Genomic DNA, 22,732 nt, shown 5'->3' with positions numbered 1-22,732 from the left:
GCCCGTGGCCCACCACCTCGCGGCCACCGCTCCAACACCCAAGTGTAAGAAAGCGCGTCCGCGGGTTCAATCCACGCCCCATCCGCCGAGCGGCCGACAGCGGGCCCCCACCGCGCCCCGTCCGCCAGCGTCCGAGCGGGCGTGCACTCGCACTGTATCGCCCGGGAGAACGACCGACTGTGGGGTATGGCAATGCTCACATGGCCGACGGGGTGTGCCGACGCTACAAGCCGCGCCACCGTGACCGCCTCATCCGCCGCGTCATCCCTGTCCACGCCTCCCGCCCCCACCCTCACCTCCGTCTCCCTCGCGGACACGCCCACCCCGAGCGCCCCGCGCGGCCGCCTCCTCTTGTGCCTGGTGACGCTGTACCTCGTTTGGGGGTCCACCTATCTGGCCATCCGCTGGGTGCTCCAGGGAGGCATGCCGCCGTTCCTCGCGTCGGGGACGCGGTTCCTGCTGGCGGGGACGCTGATGTTCGCGGCGCTGTGGCTCAAGGGCACACCCGTGCCCACCGGGCGACAGTGGGGCGCGAGCGCGGTGGTGGGCACGCTGCTTCTGGGCGTGGGCAACGGCGGGCTCGTCTTCGCGCAGCAGTGGGTGCCCTCGGGCGTGGCGGCGCTGGTGGTGGGCAGCCTGCCCATGTGGTCGGCGCTGTTCGGTGGGCTCTTCGGACAGTGGCCCGGGAAGCTGGAGCGCTGGGGGCTGGCGGTGGGCTTCGGCGGCATCGTGCTGCTCAACCTGGGAGGTGAGCTGGGCGGAAGCCTGCTGCCCACGCTGGTGTTGCTGGTGTCGCCGGCGAGCTGGGCGCTGGGCTCGGTGCTGGGCCGGCGCATGCCCATGCCCACGGGCATGATGGCGCCCGCGGCGCAGATGCTGTGCGGCGGCGCGCTGATGCTGCTCTTCGGGCTGTTGCGCGGCGAATCGTTCGACGTGATGCCGGAGCCGCGCGCGTGGGCGGCCTTCGCGTACCTGGTGACGTTCGGCTCGCTGGTGGGCTACAGCGCGTATGCGTACATGATGCGGCACGCGAGCCCCTCGCTCGCCACCAGCTACGCGTACGTCAACCCGGTGGTGGCGGTGCTGCTGGGCGCGGTGTTCGCCGGCGAATCCCTGAGTCCCCTGGCGTGGGTGGCCATGGCCGCGATTCTTGGCGCCGTGGTGCTGCTGACACGCAAGCGCTGAGGGACGACGTTCGCGGACCCGCCGTGCCCGGGGGGACACACGTGCGGTGTCAACCCGGGCCGACGAGGCCAGACGGCGCTTGACGTGGGTTGTGTCTCGGGCTGTTTAACGGAGGGATGGAATCCCTTCGCGCGCTCTGCCTCGCCTGCCTGCTCGTGACGGGCGTGTCCACCGCCGCTCCCGTCATCCAGGTCCCCGAGGGAGGCCCGAGCGTCCCCGTCACCGCCAAGGGCACGCTGTGTGGCCCCGTGAGGGCCGGCTGGACGCTGTCGCCGGACGGACGCTCGCTCAAGCCTCCCGCGCGCGTGGAGCAGGATGACGCGCGCATCCTCGAGCTGAAGGTCGCGCCCACGGGTGGCCAGTGCGAGACGACGGAGGAGCGCGTCACCGTCATCGCCACCGGCCCCTTCCCGCGCGTGGACGCGGCGGGCACCAACTTCTTCCCCGACGAGGGCCGGGTGGAGCTGCGCGGCACGGGGCTGTCGCACGTGGGCGTCGCCTGGAGCGGCACGCCGCGCACGGTGGCCGAGCCGACGTTGATGGAGGGTCAGGACGTGTGCCTGACGCCATCCGTGGAGCGAGGCCCGGGCAACTGCACGGTGCCGGTGGCGCGCGGGCTGCCCACGGACGCGGCGCTGTACTGGACGCCGCCGCATGGGCGCTGGGGCAAGGACGTCACCACGTTCGATGCGTCCGGCAACGTGGTGGACCCGGAGACCTTCCGCCTGCGTCCCGGGCGCGTGGTGCTCACCCAGCCGCTCATCCAGTCGGCGGGCGTGGACGTGTCGCGCGGGCCGGGCTTCGTGGCGCTGAGCCACTCGGAGGCGCTGGCGTCGGTGGACTGCGGTCCGGTGCGCTGCGAGGTGAACGAGGGCTCGGTGTCCTTGCGCAACGTGCCGGGCGTGGACGTCAGCGTGACGCTGCGGCTGAGGCTCGCGCCGCGCATCTACTTCGCGCGCGGCGAGGCGCTGGACCAGGTGCTGGTGGAGACGCTGCCGGTGCTCGCGTGTCCGCTGACGGCGGTGGACGGCACGGTGCTGCGCGACGCGGAGAACTCCGCGATGGTGGTCCGCCTGGACGTGTCCTGTCAGCACGACCCGCGCAAGCTGCTCTGGGCCATGAACGACCAGCGCGCCCGCGTGGAGCGCGTGGTGAAGGCCTCCGACGGCACCTACGTGCTCCTGCGCACCGGCGGCACGTCCGAGCAGCAAGTGACAGTGAGCGCGCAGACGTCGCGGGTGGAGGGCTCGGTGGTGGCGTCGGACACGACGAGGACGCAGCCGTTGCCGGTGCCCAGGGCGTCGCTGGAGCTGGGCGACCAGGGCACCATCGACTTCATCCCCATCAACCGGCCCGCGGAGCTGCACGTGGCGGCCAGCGGCGAGCAGGGCCGCTTCGTGCCGCGCCCCGTGGCGGGCGCGTACACCGTCACGACGCGCGACGGGACGACGTACGTGCAGGGCGAGCCCACCGCGGGCGGCTTCGTGTCGCTGCGCTTCGGCTATCAGCTCTCCACGCTGCCGGGGGAGCTGGCCACCACGGACCTGGTGGTCGTCACGGAGCGGGTGCAGCGCTCGGTGCGCGAGGCGAGCGTGCCCATCCGGGTGGAGAGCGTGGTGGAGCTGGTGTGCGCGGACAAGGACGGCAAGGACCGGGTGCTGGAGCCCAGCCGTCCGCACCGCATCGACTACGCCATGCGCAACTCCTGTCGGGTGGTCATCCACCGCGAGCGGCTCAAGCCCGAGCAGGGCGCGCAGGAGGTGGTGCTGCGCATCGGCGTCACCAAGCCGGATGGTTCGGCGCGCGGGGAGAGCCAGGTGGAGCAGCGCATGTTGCTGCGGCCGCAGGGGGAGACGCGCACGATTCCGGTGCCGGGGCAGCTGGGCCAGTTCGACCGGATTCTCGTGCAGGTGTCGCTGGTGGCGGACGAGTCGCGCTATGCGCTGAGCACGGCGGACCGCTCGGGGCTGCCGTCGGCGCAGTGGACGGCCATCGTCAGCGGCGGGCGGCTGCGGCTGTACACGACGGCGACGATTCCGGCGGGTCTCTACCGGGCCACGGAGCCCAGCGGTCAGCTCATCCTCAACTTCGGCGTGGTGTCGCGCCTGGCGCTCTTGAATGACGAAGGCCAGGAGCGGCTGCTCGGCTTCGAGATGGGGCTGATGGGCATGGGATTGATTCCCCAGTCCGGCGACATCGAGTTCCCGCCGACGTTGGCGGTGGTGATGGGGCTGAGCTTGCGGGTGCCCATCGGTCCGGGCGCGGCGGTGGGCGCGCAGGCGTGGGTGGCGCGGGAGTTCCGCGACGACATCACCCGCCGCTCGGACGGCTCCGTCGTCGACTCGAGCCGCTGGTCCTTCATCTTCGGACCCAGCATCTCCGTGGGCAACGTGGGCTTCAACCTGTGACGCGAGGGGGCGCCCTCGCGCCCCTCGTCAGCAGGCTACTGCTCGGTATCGACCGGCAAGCCGACCTCTTCCGCGACGGGCGTCCAGATATCGGCTTCGACGCCGGGCGTCTCAATCGACACGATGAGCGCGTACCGCGCGCCCTGCTCACTCCGGTCCCGCCTGGGCTGGTCTTTCCACCATCCGCTGACCGGGTAGACGGCGATGACGCCTCGCTCGGCGAGGTCCGCTGCGGAGCAGCCCTCCAGGATGTCGGAGTGGAGGGATCCTCGATTCCGAGACTGTTCACCGAGGTACCATTTGTCGGAATCCCCACCGTACGACGGTCGCCTCTCGCCATCTTCGAGCGCCTTCTGGTTGAGCCGCTTTCGGAACTCCTCCATCGACTCGGTGCGTCCCTTCACATCGAAGCGCAGCCCGTGCGAGGCATAGCGGTGACGGTGCTTCCATCCTCGACGCCCAGGATTTGGCTCGATGAAGTAGGAGAGCGTCACGCGCAGACGAACCCGTGCACCTCCGAGCCCCTGTAGCACCGCGCGCGGCCACGGCAGCTCGAAGAACTGAATCTCGCGCATCTTCCCCTCTTCGAAGGGGCGGATGCTCGCCTGGGCAATCAACGTGAGCGCGTCATTCGCGCTACGCAGGGCACGGTCGCTGTTCGGCACTCCAAACCCGTATCGACGGACAAGGCGAGCACGCGCTCGTTTTCCGCTGGCACCTTGGAGACTCGCGCGCATTTGCGAAGTCCACTCCGCGGAATGCACCAGCAGTGCCCGCACGGACTCAGGCCACAGCGTTGGGTATTCAGCGGCGATGAACGAGGACAAGCGCGCCGCCTGTGCTGTCGCCGCACTGGTCGCCCAGCTCAACACGAAGGACTGCTCCGCCGGACGGAAGTAGGTGGAAAGCAGACTCAGGTCGGGACATGGAAAATCAACCTCCCCTTTCGCGCTCTTCATGACGTTGCCAGCCTCGAAGACCACGTCGGGTTTGATGGGCCAGGCCTCCGCGAAGAGCAGGCTCGTCGTACTCCAAGGCGACAATTCTCCGGGTCTCGCTACGGGCGACATATGCGACCACGTCGGGTCGTTGATGACCGCCTTCTCGGTGAATCCGCCCACGGTGAGCGCGTTCCACGCTTGCCCTGGGTCGTGTATCGAGTCGGTGTCACTGTTCTCGATGTGATTCACATGCAACTCGCCTACGTTGCCAGCACAGAGGACGAAAAGACGCCTCGCAGCGTCGACGCCATCATCGAGGTACTCGAGCCCTTGCGTGCTCGGGTCGAACATACGACCGGCGGCAAGCGCATCGACTGCTGCGGACCACGACGTCGGCTGCCCTCGGTCGCGCCCATCCGTCGTGGAGATCGCCATCGAAAAGCAGCGCCTGCGCTCGGGTGCCTGGATTTCGACACGGTTCACGGCATCCGCGGTGATAGCCCCATAAAGGTCCGGAGGGTTCTTCCCTTCGGGCGGCAGAATCTTCACGGACTCGAGGTGATGACGGAGCGGGACGGGCTGACGGCTCGCGAGGTGCGGTGTGAGGTCACCGAAGAGCGCGAGACCTGCCATCTCGGTGCCATGCCCGTGGTGGTCATGTGTCCCCCACTCAGTATCGAAAGCATGGCAATCAGCGGCCTGCAGGGAGGCCGAGAGGAGCGGGTGCCCTCGGTTCACTCCCGTATCGAGGATACAGACTGCGGGCGCGCGCGCGGATGCAGGTGTGGTGCGTCCAAGCAGGTCCCTCCCCCAATCCGCTTGCTCGACCGGCGAAGAGTCGACGATGCCCGTCGCCACCTCCTTCGCCTTCCGGACCTCGGCCACATCGTTGAGGACATCGATGGACGCCGAAAGCCGTGCCGGTGACGCCCGCACGAGCGTGACGATGCGGTCCTCGAACTGGAGTCGCCTGGACGCAACGGCGAGCGACTGGTGCACCGCGAACTCCATGAGGCGCGCAAGCTCACTCCCATCCTGACGGCGCAGCCACACCTCCCACCAGATGACTTCGTTATCTTGAGGGTAGACCTCGGTCGCATCAGTCCATAATCCCCGCAAGGTGGCGAGACGGAGAGTCGCCACGGGGTCGAGCATGTCCTCGTGACGCCGCTCTTTCTTCGCCTTCGGAGCGCTCTTCGCGTAATCCTCGAACCGCTTGAGGAAGTGCGTCACCTTGCCGTCAGGAACAAAGACCGTCGCACGCTCAATGCGTCGAGGCTCAGGCTCCTCCGTCTGCGCGTGAGTGACGGCGACAAGCTCGATACCCTGGCGAATATCTTCGAGCGAGCTGAGCTGGAGAGGTACCCCGGGCTGACTCTCGAACTGCACATAGAGTCCAGGCTCGGCGCCATGCACGTCGAAGTCGACTTCGGCGCGACGCTGAGTCGCTTCGACAACGGCAACATTGAGCGCATGCGTGAGTGCCTCGCCGTGCCGGGTACGACCCTCGGGTGGAGGCACCTTCTTCTCGGGAATGTCCTTCCCGTAAGGTTTGTACGGAGCCGCTTTAGGCCGCCCAGGAACGAGGATGTGCTTACGGTTTCGAGGAGCCGGCACGCGTCAGTTCTCCTGACTCGCTAGGCATGCGTGTCACGACGCTCACGCAGAGCAGCCCTGAGCTCCGCGTCACTCACTGCGGTGCGGTGGTCGAGGATTGCGTTCTTGGCGGCCTGCTCGCAGGCCATCGCAATCTCCCCATGGCTCAATCCCTCAGCCGACTTCTCTACTGCATCCCAGTCGACCCCACCGGTATCCAGCATGGCCAACCGGTTCCGCATCACCCGCGTCGCAATCTCCGCCGTGGGCAACGCATATTCGAGCACAGCGTCGAAGCGACGGAAAAGAGCACGGTCAAGCAGTCCAACGTGGTTGGTCGCGCCCAACACGAGGCTGTCGGACTCATCTTGCTCCAGAAACTGGAGGAACGAGTTGAGCACGCGGCGAATCTCGCCGACATCATTCCTACCGCCGCGCTCGCTACCCAGTGCATCGAACTCGTCGAAGAAGTACACGCCCCGGGTCGACAGAATCGCGTCGAAGACGAGCCGGAGCTTCGCCGCGGTCTCACCCATGAACTTCGTGATGAGCCCGTCGAGCTGGATGCTGAAGAGCGGCAGCCCCAGCTCCCCAGCGAGCGCGGCCGCGCTCATCGTCTTACCCGTCCCCGGCGGTCCCACCAGCAGCAGCTTCCGCATCGGCGAGAAACCATGCTCGCGCAAGCGGTCACGCTCACGCTGCTCGGTCAGCACTCGCTCGAGCCGACCCTCCAACGAAGCAGAGAGCGCCATCGTGCTCAGGCGCGTCTTCGGATAGCCGACTGTCAGCAGTCCCGCGAGCTCGCCACGAGGTTGGGCCAGGGGAACAGCTTTCGCACCCCGAGAAGGAACCGTCGGCGCGCGTGCCTTGACCTGGTCGACGAGGTCACGCAGTTCCTGGGCGAACTTGCCATGCCCGCTGCGCGCGGCCTGAGCCGCGACCTGGATTGCAATCGCGTAGAACCGGGCATCATCGCCATCGGCATGACTTCGGATGAGTGCCTTGACTTGCTCTGCGCTGGCCATGACGGCTTCGTTGTACCCTGAACAGTCAGACAGGGACCATTCGGTTCCCATGATACCACCCGTGAATTCTGAACCCGAAGCCGAGGAACTGCACATTCTCGGCCAGGGGCCAGGGCGACATCGGGACAGCCAAGGCTCGCGCCACTCCGGTGGAAACCCAGCGTGACAGGGGCGTCCTGAGCGCCGAGCAGACTCCCGAAGGAGTCCCGCCCGCATACCCTACTTCCATCCGACGGGACGCTCGCGCCCCTCGTCAGCTCGCCGTGCGCGGGCCCGGCTGCGTGTGGTGCACGCCCGGCACTTCCGTCTCGCGCGGCAGCCACACGTTGAAGGTGGAGCCCTGTCCCGGCACGCCCGGGGACTCCACCCAGATGCGGCCGCCGTGCTGCTCGACGATGCCCTGGCTGATGGTGAGCCCCAGGCCCAGTCCGCCGTACTTGCTGCCGTGCGCGCGGCCGAAGCGCTCGAAGATGAGCGCCTGCTTGTCCTTGGGAATCCCCACGCCGCTGTCCTTCACGGACAGGTGCACGCCCTCGCTCCCCTCCCCCGTCAGCCGCACCAGCACCGCCCCGCCCTCCGGCGAGTAACGGATGGCGTTGGACAAGAGGTTCGTCAGCACCTGGTCCAGCCGCCCGCGGTCCCAGATGCCCTCCAGGTTCTCCGGCGTCTCCACCTGGATTTCATGCCCCTGCGACAACACCGCCATCCGGTCGCGCGTCTCGTGCACCAGCTGGCTGAAGTCGAACCGCTCCAGCTCCAGCGACAGCCTTCCTGCCTGCAGCCGGCTGATGTCCAGCAGGTCCTCGACCAGCTTCGCCATCCGGTCAATCTGACGGTTGATGATTTTCAGCGACTTGCCCGGCCCCGCCTCCGTCTCGCCCCCCAGCTTCAGGAGCGCCAGGTGCGCGTGCCCCTTGGCCGCCGCCAGCGGCGTGCGCAGCTCGTGGCTCGCCGCCGCCAGGAACGCGTCCTTCGCCTCGCTCGCCAGCCGCAGCGCCGTCTCCGCGCGCTGCCGCTCGGTGATGTCGCGCGCCACGGAGATGAACCGCCCGGGCCCCTCCGCCGCCGACACGAACTGGAGCACCACCTCCACCGGCACCTCGCTGCCATCCCGCCGCCGGTGCGTCGTGGAGTACGTCTGGCTGGGCAGCGTCCCACTCACCAGCGGCGCCAGCAGCTTGCGGAAGCCCGCCTCGTCGAACGCCCCCTCCACCTCCAGCACCGACAGCCCCACCAGCTCATCCGTGGTGCTCGCCAGCTGCTTCGCCGCGCCCGCGTTCGCGTACGTCAACGTCAGCGAGTCCGGCGAGAACATCAGGACGCAGTCCAGCGTCGCGTCCAGCGTCATCTTGAAGCGCCCCAGCGCCTCCTCGGCGCGGCGCTTGTCGTCGATGTCCGTGGCCACCGCAATCCATCCCACCACGTGGCCCGTCTCGTCCCGCTCCGGCACCGCGCGCGCCAGGTGCCAGCGATACACACCGTCGAACCGGCGCAGGCGGAACTCGCGCTCCACCCGCTGACTGGAGCGGATGGCCGTCTCCCACGCCTGCCGCATCTCCTCGCGGTCCACCGGGTGCACGAACTCCAGGAAGGTGCTCAAGGACAGCGGCTGCTCCTCGTGGATGCCCGTGTAGTCACGCCCCGCGCGGTTCGCGTACGTGAACGAGCCGTCCGCGCGCGCCGCCCACATCACCTCCGGCAGCGACTCGGTGAGCCGCCGGTAGCGCAGCTCGCTCTGGCGCTCCATCGCCTCGCGCTCGCGCTGACGCAGCAAGGCCGCCTGCCGCTGGATTTGCTGCTCCTTGAGGAACAGGTCCACGAAGACGCTGACCTTCGAGCGGAGGATTTCCGGGTCGAAGGGCTTGAGCAGGTAGTCCACCGCGCCGTGCGCGTAGCCCTTGAAGATGTGGGCCGCGTCGCGGCTGAGCGCGGTGAGGAAGATGATGGGGATGGTGCGGGTGCGCTCGCGCTGCTTGATGAGCGTGGCCGTCTGGAAGCCATCCAGCCCCGGCATCTGCACGTCCATCAGGATGACGGCGAAGTCGCGCTGCAGGAGGAACTTGAGCGCCTCCTCGCCGCTCGTCGCCTTGACGAGCTCCTGCCCCAACGGCTCGAGGATGGCCTCCAGCGCCAGCAGGTTGGACGGGTGGTCGTCCACCATCAAGATGCTCGCCCTGGAACGGGTGCTGCTGTCCTGCGGGCGTTCGGCGGAGATGTGTTCGCTAGGCGTCATTGAAATAGGAGCAAGGTATGCCCCGACCGTTTACTGGCCGGACAGGCTAGGCGCGGCCTCCGCCGGTCAAAAGCCCGGCAAAGACGAGTCGTGCGCTAGCCATCAATCGGACCCTCTCTTCGTCATGCCGATACCCACAGACGGATGAGCTCCAGAAGCTTGTCCGTATCCACCGGCTTGGGCAGGTAGTCGCTGGCCCCTGCGGCCATGCACTTCTCCCGGTCGTCCTTCAGCGCCTTGGCCGTCACGGCGATGATGGGGAGGCTGGCGTACCGGAGGTCCTTGCGGATGGCCCGCATGGTCTCGTACCCGTCCATCTCCGGCATCATCACGTCCATCAGGACGACATCCACGTCGCGGTGCTGCTCGAGCGTCTCGATGGCCGCCCGCCCGTTCTCCGCGAAGACCACCTGCATGCCGTGGTTCTCCAGCACGCTGGTGAGGGCGAAGATGTTGCGCATGTCGTCATCGACGACGAGCACCTTCTTGCCAACAAGCTCGGACTCCTCCTCGTTGCGCTGGGCCAGCGCCGCCCGCGCCCGGGGAGGCAGATTCTGGTCCAGCCGGTGCAGGAACAGCGCGGTGTCGCTGAGCAACTGTTCGGGACTCTTCGTTCCGCTCTTGAGGATGACACTGCCGGTGTAGCGGCGCAGGCGGGCCTCGTCCTTGGGCGTGAGCTCCTTGCCCGTGTAGATGACGATGGGCAAATCCCGGAAGCGCTGCTGGGTCTTGACCTCCTCCACCAGCTTGATGCCGTCCATGTCGGGCAGCAGCAGGTCGATGACCAGGCAGTCGTACTCACCCTCCTCCAGCTTCTGGAGGACCTCCTGGCCGGTGGCCACGGCCGTGACGACGACGTCACCTCCCTCGGCGAGCAGGCTGACCAGGCTGCTGCGCTGGACGTCGTCGTCCTCGACGAGCAGCAGCCGGCGCTCCTTGCGCTCCAGGAAGCGCGCCAGCTGGTTGAACACCCGCTCCAGCCCTTCCTTGCTGACGGGCTTGGTGAGGTAGCCGAACGCGCCCTGGGCGTTGCCCAGGTGCTTGTCCATGACGCTGATGATGTGGACGGGGATGTGGCGCGTGCGCGGGTTGCGCTTGAGCCTGTCGAGCACGCTCCAGCCGTCCACCACGGGCAGCTGGATGTCGAGCGTCACCGCGTGCGGCTGGAACTCGTTGGCCATGGACAGGCCGGTGTCGCCGCGGGTGGCGACCAGGGCCTTGAAGCCCTTCTCACGCGCCAGCTGCACCATGATGCGGGCGAACTTCAGGTCGTCCTCGATGATGAGCAGGACGCGGTCACCCTCGCGGATGTGGTCGCGGTCATCCTCCACCGCGAGCGGCGGCAGGAGCGAGTCCACCGGGGGCGGCAGCGCGGCGTCCAGCACGTGGCCGCTCTCCGCCACGGCGGGAGGCACCGGCGCCGGCGCGGGAGGCAGCGGGGCCTCCGGCACCACGTTGCTGCCGCGGGGCATCAGGGGCTCGAGCGGCGCGGGCATGGCGGGCAGGGCCGGCAGGCCGTCGTCGTCGGGGCCCACGTACTCGGGCGGCAGGTACAGCGTGAAGGTGCTGCCCTTGCGCGGCTCGCTGCTGACGTGGATTTCGCCGCCCAGGAGCTTGGCGATTTCGCGGCTGATGGACAGGCCCAGGCCCGTGCCGCCGTACTTGCGGGCGGTGGAGCCGTCCGCCTGCTGGAAGGCCTCGAAGATGAGGCGCTGCTTGTCCTTGGCGATGCCGATGCCCGTGTCCGACACCGCGAAGGCGATGACGTAGCGCGAGCGCTTGAGCACCTCGTGCTCCAGCCGCGCGCCGGGCTCGGCCAGCTTCACGGTGAGCTTCACGCTGCCTTCGTCGGTGAACTTGAAGGCGTTGGAGAGCAGGTTCTTGAGCACCTGCTGCAGCCGCTGCGGGTCGGTGCGGATGGCGCGCGGGGTGCCCTGCGCGACCTCCACGGTGAAGGCCAGGTTCTTCTGCTCGGCCACCGGGCGGAAGCCGCGGTCGATGAACTGGTTGAGCTCCGTGAGGACGATGTCCCGGGGCTCCACCTGCATCTTGCCGGCCTCCACCTTGGACAGGTCGAGGATTTCGTTGATGAGGCTGAGCAGGTCTCCGCCGGACGCGTAGATGGTGTTGGCGTACTCCACCTGCTTGGTGGAGAGGTTGCCGTCCTTGTTGTCCGACAGGAGCTTGGCCAGGATGAGCAGGCTGTTGAGCGGCGTGCGCAGCTCGTGGCTCATGTTGGCCAGGAACTCGCTCTTGTACTTGGAGATGACGGTGAGCTGCTCGGCCTTCTCCTCCAGGCTGACGCGGGCGCGCTCGACCTCGTTGTTCTTCTCCTCGACGCGGCGGTTCTGCTCCTCGAGCAGCTTCGCCTTCTCCTCCAGCTCGCTGTTGCTGCGCTTGAGCGCGTCCTGCTGCTGGGTGAGCTCGCGCGACTGGCTCTGCAGCTCCTGAGTGAGCCCCTGCGACTGCTGCAGGAGCTGCTCGGTGCGCATGTTCGCCATGATCATGTTCAGGACCACGCCGATGCTCTCGGTGAGCTGGTCCAGGAAGATTTGATGGATGGCGCTGAAGGTGTGGAACGAGGCCAGCTCGATGACCGCCTTCACCTCGCCCTCGAAGAGCACGGGCAGGACGATGATGTTGAGCGGGGCGGACTCACCCAGGCCGGAGGAGATGGTGATGTAGTCCGGCGGGACGTGGGTGAGGAGGATGGTCTTGCGCTCCAGGGCGCACTGACCGACGAGCCCCTCGCCCAGACGGAAGCGGTTGGCGATGTGCTTGCGCTCCCGGTAGGCGTAGGTGCTGGTCAGCTTGAGCACCGGCGTCCCGGAGTCGGTGTCCATCAGGAAGAACGCGCCGTGGTGGGCGGAGACCAGCGGCGTCAGCTCGCTCATGATGAGGCGGCTGACGGCGTCCAGGCTCTTCTGGCCCTGCATCATGCCGCTGAACTTCGCCAGGTTCGTCTTGAGCCAGTCCTGCTCCTGGTTCTTCTGCGTGGTCTCACGCAGGTTGACGATCATCTGGTTGATGTTGTCCTTCAGCGCGGCGACCTCGCCCTCGGCGACGACGGTGATGCTGCGGGTGAGGTCACCCTTCGTCACCGCGGTGGCCACGTCGGAGATGGCGCGCAGCTGGCTGGTCAGCGTCCCGGCGAGCTGGTTCACGTTGTCGGTCAGCTGCCGCCACGTGCCGCGAGCGCCGGGCACGCGGGCCTGGCCGCCCAGCTTTCCTTCGATACCGACCTCGCGGGCCACGGTGGACACCTGCTCGGCGAAGGTGCCCAGCGTGTCCGTCATGTTGTTGATGGTGTCCGCGAGCGCGGCCACCTCGCCCTTCGCGTCGACGATGAGCTTCTGGGTGAGGTCACCGTTCGCCACCGCCGTCACCACGCGCACGATGCCGCGCACCTGCGTGGTGAGGTTCGAGGCCATGAAGTTCACGTTGTCCGTGAGGTCCTTCCACGTGCCGGCCACACCGGGCACGCGGGCCTGGCCGCCCAGCTTCCCCTCGACCCCCACTTCGCGGGCCACGGTGGACACCTGCTCGGCGAAGGTGCCCAGCGTGTCCGTCATGTTGTTGATGGTCTCCGCGAGCGCGGCGACCTCGCCCTTCGCCTCGACCACCAGCTTCTGCTTGAGGTCGCCGTTGGCGACGGCCGTCACGACCTTGACGATGCCGCGCACCTGCGTGGTGAGGTTGCGGGCCATGAAGTTCACGTTGTCCGTGAGGTCCTTCCACACGCCGGACACGCCGCGCACTTCCGCCTGACCGCCCAGCTTTCCTTCGGTGCCGACCTCGCGCGCGACGCGCGTCACTTCCGAGGCGAACGAGTTGAGCTGGTCCACCATGATGTTGATGGTGTCCTTCAGCTCGAGGATCTCACCCTTGGCGTCGACGGTGATCTTCTTGGACAGGTCTCCGTTGGCCACCGCGGTGGTCACCAGCGCGATGTTTCGCACCTGCGCGGTGAGGTTGGAGGCCATCGAGTTCACGTTGTCGGTGAGGTCCTTCCACGTGCCGGCGACCCCGGGCACCGCGGCCTGACCACCGAGCTTGCCGTCCGTGCCGACCTCCTTGGCGACGCGGGTCACCTCGGCGGCGAACGCGCGGAGCTGGTCCACCATCGTGTTGATGGTGCTCTTGAGCTCGAGGATCTCGCCCCGGGCCTCGACGGAGATCTTCTGCGACAGGTCGCCGTTGGCGACGGCCGTCGTGACCTTGGCGATGTTTCGCACCTGGTCGGTGAGGTTGCCGGCCAGCACGTTCACGTTGTCGGTGAGGTCCTTCCACACGCCGGCGACCCCGGGCACCGCGGCCTGACCACCCAGCTTGCCCTCGGTGCCGACCTCCTTGGCGACGCGAGTCACCTCGGACGCGAAGCCTCGGAGCTGGTCCACCATCGTGTTGATGGTGTTCTTGAGCTCCAGCACCTCGCCCTTCACGGAGACGGTGATCTTCTGGGACAGGTCGCCATTGGCGACGGCCGTCGTGACCTTGGCGATGTTTCGCACCTGGTCGGTGAGGTTGCCGGCGAGCACGTTCACGTTGTCGGTGAGGTCCTTCCACACGCCGGACACGCCCTTCACGTCGGCCTGTCCGCCCAGCTTTCCTTCGGTGCCGACCTCCTTGGCGACGCGCGTCACCTCGGCGGCGAACGCGCGGAGCTGGTCCACCATCGTGTTGATGGTGCTCTTGAGCTCCAGCACCTCGCCCTTCGCGTCGACGGTGATCTTCTTCGACAGGTCGCCATTGGCGACCGCCGTCGTCACCTCGGCGATGTTTCGCACCTGGGCCGTGAGGTTGTTGGCCAGCAGGTTCACGTTGTTGGTGAGGTCCTTCCACGTGCCCGCGACGCCCGGCACCTCGGCCTGGGCGCCCAGCTTGCCTTCCACGCCCACCGTGCGGGCGACGTCCGTCACCTGCTGCGCGAAGATGGACAGGGTCTGCGTCATCGCGTTGATGGTGTCCGCGAGCGCGGCGATCTCACCCTTCGCGTCCATCATCAGCTTCTGGGTGAGGTCACCGTTGGCGACCGCCGTCACCACGCGCACGATGCCGCGCACCTGGCTGGTGAGGTTGGACGCCATGAAGTTCACGTTGTCGGTGAGGTCCTTCCAGACGCCGGACACCCCGCGCACCTCGGCCTGACCGCCCAGCTTCCCTTCGGTGCCGACTTCCTTGGCGACGCGGGTCACCTCGGACGCGAAGCCTCGGAGCTGGTCCACCATCGTGTTGATGGTGCTCTTGAGCTCCAGCACCTCGCCCTTGGCGTCGACGGTGATCTTCTTGGACAGGTCACCATTGGCGACGGCCGTGGTGACTTCGGCGATGTTGCGGACCTGGTCGGTGAGGTTGTTCGCGAGCAGGTTCACGTTGTTGGTGAGGTCCTTCCACGTGCCCGCGACGCCCGGCACCACGGCCTGGGCGCCCAGCTTGCCTTCCACGCCCACCGTGCGCGCGACGTCCGTCACCTGCTGCGCGAAGATGGACAGTGTCTGCGTCATCGCGTTGATGGTGTCGGCCAGTTCGGCGACCTCGCCCTTGGCCTCCATCTTCAGCCGCTGCGTGAGGTCACCGTTGGCGACCGCCGTCACGACCTTGGCGATGCCGCGCACCTGGGTCGTGAGGTTCACGGCCATCACGTTCACGTTGTCGGTGAGGTCCTTCCAGGTGCCGGAGACGCCCTTCACCTCGGCCTGACCGCCCAGCTTGCCGTGGGTGCCGACCTCGCGCGCCACGCGCGTCACCTCGGAGGCGAACGAGTTGAGCTGGTCCACCATCGTGTTGATGGTGTTCTTGAGCTCCAGAATCTCGCCGCGCGCGTCCACGGTGATCTTCTTGGACAGGTCGCCGTTGGCCACCGACGTCGTCACCAGGGCGATGTTGCGCACCTGGGTGGTGAGGTTGGAGGCCATCGAGTTCACGTTGTCGGTGAGGTCCTTCCACACGCCGGCAACGCCCTTCACGTCGGCCTGACCGCCCAGCTTGCCGTCGGTGCCCACCTCGCGAGCGACACGCGTCACCTCGGAGGCGAAGGCGCGCAGCTGGTCCACCATCGTATTGATGGTGTCCTTGAGCTCCATCACCTCGCCCTTCACGTCGACGGTGATCTTCTTGGAGAGGTCACCCTTGGCGACGGCCGTCGTCACGTCGGCGATGTTGCGCACCTGGGCCGTGAGGTTGTTGGCCATCAGGTTGACGTTGTCGGTGAGGTCCTTCCACGTGCCGGCGGCGCCGGGCACCTGGGCCTGGGCGCCCAGCTTGCCCTCGACGCCCACCGTGCGCGCCACGCTCGTCACCTGCTGCGCGAAGACGTTGAGCGTGTCCGTCATGTTGTTGAGCGTGGAGCCCAACGCGGCGATTTCGCCCTGCGACGGCACCATCAGCTTCTGGGTGAGGTCGCCGTTGGCGACCGCCGTCACCACCTTCACGATGCCGCGCACCTGCGTCGTGAGGTTGGACGCCATGAAGTTCACGTTGTCGGTGAGGTCCTTCCACGTGCCGGAGACACCGGGCACCGCGGCCTGACCGCCCAGCTTTCCTTCCGTGCCCACCTCGCGCGCCACGCGCGTCACTTCGGAGGCGAAGCCATTGAGCTGGTCCACCATCGTGTTGATGGTGCTCTTGAGCTCGAGCACCTCGCCGCGCGCGTCCACCGTGATCTTCTTCGACAGGTCGCCGTTGGCGACGGCGGTGGACACCTCGGCGATGTTTCGCACCTGGGCCGTGAGGTTGTTGGCCATCAGGTTCACGTTGTCGGTGAGGTCCTTCCAGACGCCGGAGACGCCCTTCACCTCGGCCTGACCGCCCAGCTTGCCGTCGCTGCCGACCTCGCGCGCGACGCGCGTCACCTCGGCGGCGAACGAGTTGAGCTGGTCGAGCATCGCGTTCACGGTGGTGCCGATGCGCAGGAACTCGCCCTTCACCGGCTGGCCGTCGATTTCCAGGGCCATCTTCTGGGTGAGGTCGCCCTCGGCCACGGCCACCAGCACGCGCGCGACTTCCGTGGTCGGCTGCACCAGGTCGCCGATGAGCGCGTTGATGGAGTTGATGCTCGTGGCCCAGTCGCCGCGCCCGTCGCCCAAGGACACGCGCTCGGCCATGCGGCCCTCGCGGCCGACGACTCGCGCCACGCGCACCATCTCGTGCGTCATGGCGGAGTTGAGGGTCACCACCGCGTTGAAGGCGCGGGAGATGTCGTCCATCACCGGCACGGAGGTGAAGTCCGGCAGGCGCACGGAGAAGTCGCCGCCTTGCACGGCCCGCAGCGCGGCGAGCAGCGTCTGCATGGGGTCATCCCCGCGGATGCGCGCGCCCGGCGTCCTCGCGCCGCCGCCTCGGCCGCCCGTCTGTCTGCCGCCGTCCTCGGCGGCACGGCCGCGCGTGCGCTCGGACTCGACGCGGTTGGCCGCGAGCTGCGGGCTGGACGCCGCTTCGCTCCGGGGCTTGCGCGTCGAGGCGCGCTTCCTGCCATTGCCGTTGGAGCTGGGAACCTTGGTGTCGTCCACGAGGAGAACCCTTCTGATCGGGATGAACGCCGCGAGCCGAGACCTCGCAGCGGACGGGCAGGAGCGAATCTCCTGTGAGTTCGCGGGCTTGTCGAATCAAAGCCCCGGTCCTCCAGGTGATTTGTCGCTTACTGAACTTCGAGCCCGGGCGATGGATACCGCGCGTGAAACATGCGGAACCCACAGCCTCTGTCCAACATGTCAGGGCGGCGGCGCCGTGCAGGGAAAACCGTCGCAGCCCTGGACATAAAGCGGCCGACCGGAGAGCCGGCGAGCAGGGGCCAACGCGCGGCCCTCGGGCACGGGAGTCCGCTCCCCCGTCCGCACATCGAGCGAGAACGACGGCGCCCCGGTCGGGGAACAGCCGATCATCAACTGCTCGGGTGCGTCCAGCCACCACATCGTTTCCACCTGACAGGGGACATCGAGGGGGCGGTGGGAGAGGGAGCGGGTGTCGTAGACGCGGAGGTGTCCGTCGGAGAGCACGGCGGCCAGCACGCCGCCGGCGCCCACGGAGAGCCGGGCGGTGGAGGCGGGGACCTGGGTCTGCGCGAGCACGGAGCCGTTGGAGGAGACGGAGACGAGCTGCCCCGAGGCATCGAGGGCGAGCATGCCGTGCGCGTGTCCGGCGAGGGCGATGGGCTGGAAGTCGCCCATGGGGACGAGGGTGGCGCCGTCCTCGCGCAGGAGGCGGTTTCCGGCGGAGAGCCACAGGTGGTTGTCCGCGTCGAAGGCGATGGCGAGCGCGCCGGTGAGGTCATGGCGCGTGGTGGCGTTGGCGGGGCCGCAGGTGGCGACGGAGTGGGCGCCGAAGACGGCGGCGCGCGAGGCATCGGGCGAGACGGCCCAGCCGAGCCGGGCCTCGGGGTGGGCCTTGAAGAGACAGTGGTTGAGGGCGCCGAAGTTCGGGTCCGTCGTGGGGGAGGACACGAGGTAGGGCAGGCTGGTGGTGGCGACGTAGAGGAGCAGGCCCAGGGAGACGGCGGAGGCGAGGGTGAGGGGCCAGGGCCTGAGGCTGCGCGCGCGGGTGTTCCTGGCGGGAGCACGCGCGTTCTTCCTTCCCGTGGTCACCGCGCTCTCGCGTCCGCTCAAGGTGACTCCTCGCTGCCTCGCGCCGCCCGGCCCTACGCATAGCGCCCGGCCTGTCTCCAGGCCACTCCCCCCGAGGTGCATCCCAGCACATCACGGAATGGACTCGGGTGCCTGCTTGCTTCATGCGGAGCAACGGATGATTGGGGCAGGACTGGTCCGCGCGTTGCACAGCGGGCCGGCCATGCGTCGCATCCTCCCCGCGCGGGCACGACTGTGGCTGCTGGGCCTCATCCTCGTGGCGCCGCTGGCCACGGTGGAGTGTGTCTATCGGTACGCGCTCACGCGCCTCCCGGAGCTGCCTCCTTCGCCCACCCAAGGGCTCACGCCCTCCGCGCGTCAGCGGGTGACGTGGTGGAGGGATTTCTCTCCTGACACGGAGCGCGTGCAGCCCGTGTGGTCCTGGACCGTGGTGCAGGGGCTGCTTCGCGTCGCGCTCTCCCCACCCTCGCTCGGAGAGGGGCTCATGCCCGAGGGCTTCGAGCACGCGCGGGACGCGGCGGACCGCTGGCTCCGCGTGTTGAAGGCTCGCGACTCGGTTCGATATCGGGGACTCGAGCGGGTCGCCCTGGCCATCTGGCTCACGCGCCACTGGGATGAGGCGGACTGGCGGGTCGCCGCCATCGAGTCACGGTGGCACGCGTCGAGCGTGAGGCGCGGCGTCCCCGTGTTCCTCGCGCGAAGCTGGACCCAGCTCCCCGTCGAGGACCTCGCGTTGCTCATGGCACTGGGGCAACTCTCCTGGCGCGTGGACCCGTGGTGCGAGCGGGAACAACTCCATGCGGTCCGTGATGCGCTGCTGTGGACGCTGCATGACCGCGAGGGGCTCGATGAGCCGGCGCTGGCGACGGCCCTCCGCGCACCGCTGTTCCTCACGGTGCGCCCCATCGACTGGGGAACTTGTGGACAACCCGCGCTGACACGCGTGCTGGAGTCTCGGGTCACCACGCCGCTCCCCGAGTAGCCACGGGGCCGAGCCCTCCGTGAGGCTCGCTTGTCGCTGGCCGTCCTCGCCTCAAGTTTGAGCACGAGGAAAGGACCCCACCCATGCGACGAGCGCTCTGCACCGCGGCCCTGACGTTCAGCTTCCTCTTGTCTCCTGTCGCCCTCGCCCAATCAGCGGGCAGCGGAGCGGGCGCAGGGACGTCCTCTCCATCCCAGTCGGGCGTCGGCGCCAACCAGGCACCTGGCACCTATCCGTCCGGGACCTTCTCCGTCGTTCCCTATGGGTCCACGGGCGCTGAAGACATCTCCAGCACGACCACCACCACGCAGGCGACCGGTGGCGCTGGCAACACCTCGAACACCAACGCTGGCGGCACGGACACAGGCAACAATGCGTCGGATGCGCGCGGAACGGGCGGCTCTGGCAACAAGGACTCCGTGCCCGCCGGTCGCCCCGAGCCCACGCGCCAGGGCACCGAGCCGCGAGATGCGGCGGGCGATGCACGAGGCGGCAGCGCGGAGGCAGCCGCGTCCGGAGAGGACCTGAGCCAGAGAGACCTGACCCGAGAGGTCGCCATGCTTCGCAACGATGTCCTGCGACTCCAGCGACAGGTCAACGCGCTCCGAGGCGGACATGCCAATGACGATGACTCGGGGAAGCAGCAGGACGGCACGGGAGGCTCGGGCCCAGCGAGCGCGCCTCGACAGGACGCCTCCGCCAATGACACCGGCGACGTGAACGCCGACCCCGAGAAGACCATCGTCGCGAACGTCGTCATGCGCGGACAGGTGACCTCGGCCACCCAGGACCGGATTGTCATCAAGGACTCGGAGACCGGGGACCTCTACGACCTGCGCGTCGGCGAGGACACCCGCATCGTCCGCAACGGGCAGCGCATCTCGACGCAGGGCCTGCGACAGGGCACCGCCGTCCAGGCCGCCTACAACCTCATCGCGGATGGCACCTCCGACGCGACCCGAATCCAGGTGACACCGCGCTCGCGCTGATTCCCGGCGGAGGCGCTCACGTCAGGCCCCGGCGCAAGCACCTCTCGCTCACGCGCGAACCATGAGCTGGGTCCGCGTCCTGCCCGCGCGGGCGCCTCGGCGCGCGGCCTGCGCGCCTCGTGTCGCCAGCTCATGTGCGAAGGAGCTTCACCGCTCGCGCGCGAACCGCTCGATGCGCACAATCGCCAGCTCCATCTTCTGGCGCGCCGAGCTGTTCGCCGAGTGCACGCGGACTCGCGGAGGAACGAAGCCTCGCGTGGCCACCGCTTCCTCCAGCCACAGCAGCACGTCATACCCGGTGCCGTGCTCGTCATCCCCGAGGTCATGGTCGAGGCTGAGCTCGACCACCTGTCCTCCCTCGAGCAACGCGATGGCCTCTTCCGGCCAACGGACAGCCACCCAGCCCTCGGGAGCGGGCCGCTCGTCATCCAGATACACTCTCACCGCGTCACCCCAGGCGAGTCAGCGTCCGCCGTCCTTCGACGGCTTGCCCTCGGCGAGCTGACGCATCTTCGCGGCGAAGGGGCTCTCCCCCTCCGCCCGGTTGGGACCGCCCGCCAGCCGCTGCCGCCGAGCCATCGCCAGACCTCCCTCCGCGGGGCCCTCGAGGGCCTCCTTCTCGTAGCGGTCCTGCCCTCCGAGCGCGCGTCCCACGGGACGAGCGGAAGCAACACGGCGGTTCGTATCCACGGGCATGACCAGACCTCCAGCGGTGACGACGCCCCGTTCTACCCCACCTGCGTCCCGCTCGCAGCCCCCAGGGTCTCCTCGGGCGACTCCAGCACCTCCCCGACATGCCGGAGCACCCGCGCCACCACCTCCACATCCAGCGCCCGCGCATCCCACGTACACGTCAGCGTCATCACCTTCCCCGGCACCAGCTCCCCCGCCTCCACCACCGGCTCGGTCCGCACGGAGCACGGCGCCAGCACCAACGGCACCCGCGTGTACGGCACGGTCGCCACGTAGCCCCGTTCGAGCCCCAGCGTGCCCAGGCTCGTCACCACCACCGAGCCGAACGGGTCCCTCGGCATCCCCACCCAGCGCAGGTCCACGTTCAGCGTGAACCACACGAAGGACAGCAGCCGCAGCGCCCACCCCATGAACATCCCCGGGATGCGATACGAGCGACGCTTGCCCCGCTCGATGACCGCGTCCTCCCGCGAGCGCACCCGCCCCACCACGCCCTCCATCGCCCGCACGAAGTCCGCGAGCGACAACGTGTCCGCGCGGTGCACCGTGGCCGTCGTCAGGTCCACGCGCCCCGACGGCTCGGGCTGCACCACGAGCACGCACACGCCCACGTCGACGCGCGGAGACGGACTGCCCCAGCGCATGAGCACGTTGGCCTCGGGGTACAGCCGCAGCGCGTCCGCGGCGGCCTTGGCCACCAGGTGTGTCACGGTGAGCCGCTGCCCCGTCCGCTCGCGCCACGCCTCCAGGAACACGAGCGCGCGCTCCATGCGCACCTCGAGTGCGGCATAGGACGTCGGGTCCCGAGGCGCGCCCCAGGCCCCCAGGGCGAGCTTGCGGAAGGCCCCAGGAGGCGGCGCCGGCTTCAGGTCGAGGTCCACGAAGAGCCCGGGCTTCGCATGGAGTCCAACGCTCCTGCAACCCCACCCTGCGCGGCGGAGGGCACCCTGTTAGACAGGTCGTCCGCAGCCAGCCCTCCACCGAGGCCCCCGACATGACGCCCATCGCCCTGGCCCTGTCCCTCGCCCTTCACGCCGCGCCGGCCCCCAAGGCCGCGCCCCCGAAACCCGCCGCCCCCGCCAAGAACGTGCCCGCCCCCACGACGCCCGAAGACATCACCGCCGCCACCCGCACGTGGCACGAGCAGCGCCTCCAGCGACTCCAGTCCGAGGACGGCTGGCTGTCCCTCGTGGGTCTGTTCTGGCTGGAGGAGGGCGCGCAGACCGCCGGCTCCGCGCCGGACAACAAGCTGGACTTCCCGGACGGCACGCCGCCGAAGCTCGGCACCTTCACGCGCAAGGGGAAGGAGGTCTCCTTCCAACCCGAGAAGGGCGTGCAGTTCACGCGCAACGGCGAGCCCTTCACCGGCGGCGCGTTGAAGACGGACGAGCAGGGCTCGCCGGATGTGCTGAAGCTCGGCAGCCTCAACTTCCACGTCATCCAGCGCGGCGACAAGGTGGGCGTGCGGGTGAAGGACTCGCAGTCGCCCGCGCGCACGGGGTTCCACGGCATCCCCACGTACCCCGCGAGCAACGCCTGGCGCGTCACCGCGCGCTTCGAGCCCGCCGAGACGCCGCGCATGCTCCAGGTCCCCAACGTGCTGGGCACCACGGAGGAGATGAAGGCCCCGGGCACGCTCGTCTTCACGGTGGCGGGCAAGGAGTACCGCCTGACGCCGGTGGAGGACGGCTCCAACCAGCTCTTTGTCATCTTCGCGGACGAGACCAACCGCGATTCGACGTACGGCTCGGGCCGCTTCCTGTACGCGGACATGCCGAAGGACGGCCAGGTGGTGCTCGACTTCAACCGCGCCTACAACCCGCCCTGCGCGTTCACCCGCTTCGCCACCTGCCCCCTGCCCCCGCGCGGCAACCGCCTGGCCCTGCGCGTGGAGGCCGGTGAGAAGCGCTACGGCGACCACTGAGCCACGGACGAAAATCGACTCATCCCACGGGCCGGCTCCGCATCCATCGCGGGCCGGCCCGTTCATTTTTCATCGTGATTCCAAAGAGATGGAAGCCTCAGACTCGACTTTCGCCATTTTAGAGCGAGGGAGAGAGCGCGGCGGTCTACTCCGCGCTCTCCAGAGATGGCGGGGCGC

General features: G+C 68.4%; 13 protein-coding genes. 5 read left to right on the top strand and 8 right to left on the bottom strand.

Going from position 1 to position 22,732, the window contains the following annotated elements:
- Positions 1 to 240 precede the first annotated feature (240 nt).
- Positions 241 to 1,185 (top strand): drug/metabolite exporter YedA, encoded by a 945-nt coding sequence (gene yedA, locus K8640_RS32745; protein WP_223750661.1) that lies wholly within the window; start codon positions 241 to 243, stop codon positions 1,183 to 1,185.
- A 116-nt stretch (positions 1,186 to 1,301) separates the two neighbouring features.
- Complete coding sequence (locus K8640_RS32740; RefSeq protein WP_223750660.1) at positions 1,302 to 3,593, top strand: hypothetical protein; 2,292 nt, start codon at positions 1,302 to 1,304, stop codon at positions 3,591 to 3,593.
- 35 nt (positions 3,594 to 3,628) lie between these two features.
- Here the strand turns inward: K8640_RS32740 and K8640_RS32735 are convergent, their stop codons facing one another.
- From K8640_RS32735 to K8640_RS32715, 5 genes are all read right to left on the bottom strand, one after another.
- A complete protein-coding gene (locus tag K8640_RS32735; protein WP_223750659.1) occupies positions 3,629 to 6,151 on the bottom strand; it encodes a S8 family peptidase in 2,523 nt (840 codons plus the stop codon).
- Positions 6,152 to 6,171: 20 nt separating this feature from the next.
- The gene (locus K8640_RS32730; protein ID WP_223750658.1) at positions 6,172 to 7,155 is read right to left on the bottom strand and encodes an AAA family ATPase; all 984 of its coding nucleotides are present in this window, start codon (positions 7,153 to 7,155) and stop codon (positions 6,172 to 6,174) included.
- 253 nt (positions 7,156 to 7,408) lie between these two features.
- Positions 7,409 to 9,388 (bottom strand): PAS domain S-box protein, encoded by a 1,980-nt coding sequence (locus K8640_RS32725; protein ID WP_223750657.1) that lies wholly within the window; start codon positions 9,386 to 9,388, stop codon positions 7,409 to 7,411.
- A gap of 122 nt (positions 9,389 to 9,510) precedes the next feature.
- Positions 9,511 to 16,677: a HAMP domain-containing protein gene (locus K8640_RS32720; protein ID WP_255653666.1), complete on the bottom strand. Its 7,167-nt coding sequence runs from the start codon at positions 16,675 to 16,677 to the stop codon at positions 9,511 to 9,513.
- A gap of 420 nt (positions 16,678 to 17,097) precedes the next feature.
- Positions 17,098 to 17,988, bottom strand: a complete 891-nt coding sequence (locus tag K8640_RS32715; RefSeq protein WP_223750655.1) for a hypothetical protein — start codon at positions 17,986 to 17,988, stop codon at positions 17,098 to 17,100.
- A gap of 136 nt (positions 17,989 to 18,124) precedes the next feature.
- Here K8640_RS32715 and K8640_RS32710 point away from each other — a divergent pair, with 136 nt between their 5' ends.
- Positions 18,125 to 18,949, top strand: coding sequence for a hypothetical protein (locus tag K8640_RS32710; RefSeq protein WP_223750654.1), 825 nt, complete (start codon positions 18,125 to 18,127; stop codon positions 18,947 to 18,949).
- 83 nt (positions 18,950 to 19,032) lie between these two features.
- On the top strand, positions 19,033 to 19,938 hold the full coding sequence (locus K8640_RS32705) for a hypothetical protein (protein ID WP_223750653.1): 906 nt from the start codon (positions 19,033 to 19,035) through the stop codon (positions 19,936 to 19,938).
- Between the two features lie 147 nt (positions 19,939 to 20,085).
- Here the strand turns inward: K8640_RS32705 and K8640_RS32700 are convergent, their stop codons facing one another.
- From K8640_RS32700 to K8640_RS32690, 3 genes are read right to left on the bottom strand one after another with little or no spacing between them, the layout of a single operon-like run.
- Complete coding sequence (locus tag K8640_RS32700) at positions 20,086 to 20,382, bottom strand: cyclic-phosphate processing receiver domain-containing protein (RefSeq protein ID WP_223750652.1); 297 nt, start codon at positions 20,380 to 20,382, stop codon at positions 20,086 to 20,088.
- 18 nt (positions 20,383 to 20,400) lie between these two features.
- Complete coding sequence (locus tag K8640_RS32695; protein WP_223750651.1) at positions 20,401 to 20,634, bottom strand: hypothetical protein; 234 nt, start codon at positions 20,632 to 20,634, stop codon at positions 20,401 to 20,403.
- Positions 20,635 to 20,666: 32 nt separating this feature from the next.
- Positions 20,667 to 21,512: a 2-oxo acid dehydrogenase subunit E2 gene (locus K8640_RS32690; protein WP_223750650.1), complete on the bottom strand. Its 846-nt coding sequence runs from the start codon at positions 21,510 to 21,512 to the stop codon at positions 20,667 to 20,669.
- A gap of 113 nt (positions 21,513 to 21,625) precedes the next feature.
- Between K8640_RS32690 and K8640_RS32685 the strand changes: the two genes are divergently transcribed.
- Entirely contained in the window at positions 21,626 to 22,555 is a 930-nt protein-coding gene (locus tag K8640_RS32685) for a DUF1684 domain-containing protein (RefSeq protein ID WP_223750649.1), read from the top strand.
- Positions 22,556 to 22,732: the final 177 nt, after the last annotated feature.

Source organism: Myxococcus sp. XM-1-1-1, assembly GCF_020037095.1.
In the GTDB taxonomy this organism is placed as follows: Bacteria; Myxococcota; Myxococcia; order Myxococcales; family Myxococcaceae; genus Myxococcus; species Myxococcus fulvus.
This window is presented reverse-complemented; position numbering and strand designations above follow the sequence as displayed.

Excerpts from the sequence above, each read along its gene's own strand:
- K8640_RS32695 (WP_223750651.1), bottom strand. The coding sequence starts at position 20,634 with ATGCCCGTGGATACGAACCGCCGTGTTGCTTCCGCTCGTCCCGTGGGA.
- K8640_RS32725 (WP_223750657.1), bottom strand. The coding sequence starts at position 9,388 with ATGACGCCTAGCGAACACATCTCCGCCGAACGCCCGCAGGACAGCAGC.
- K8640_RS32710 (WP_223750654.1), top strand. The coding sequence starts at position 18,125 with ATGATTGGGGCAGGACTGGTCCGCGCGTTGCACAGCGGGCCGGCCATG.
- K8640_RS32740 (WP_223750660.1), top strand. The coding sequence starts at position 1,302 with ATGGAATCCCTTCGCGCGCTCTGCCTCGCCTGCCTGCTCGTGACGGGC.
- K8640_RS32730 (WP_223750658.1), bottom strand. The coding sequence starts at position 7,155 with ATGGCCAGCGCAGAGCAAGTCAAGGCACTCATCCGAAGTCATGCCGAT.
- K8640_RS32685 (WP_223750649.1), top strand. The coding sequence starts at position 21,626 with ATGACGCCCATCGCCCTGGCCCTGTCCCTCGCCCTTCACGCCGCGCCG.
- K8640_RS32705 (WP_223750653.1), top strand. The coding sequence starts at position 19,033 with ATGCGACGAGCGCTCTGCACCGCGGCCCTGACGTTCAGCTTCCTCTTG.
- K8640_RS32720 (WP_255653666.1), bottom strand. The coding sequence starts at position 16,677 with ATGCAGACGCTGCTCGCCGCGCTGCGGGCCGTGCAAGGCGGCGACTTC.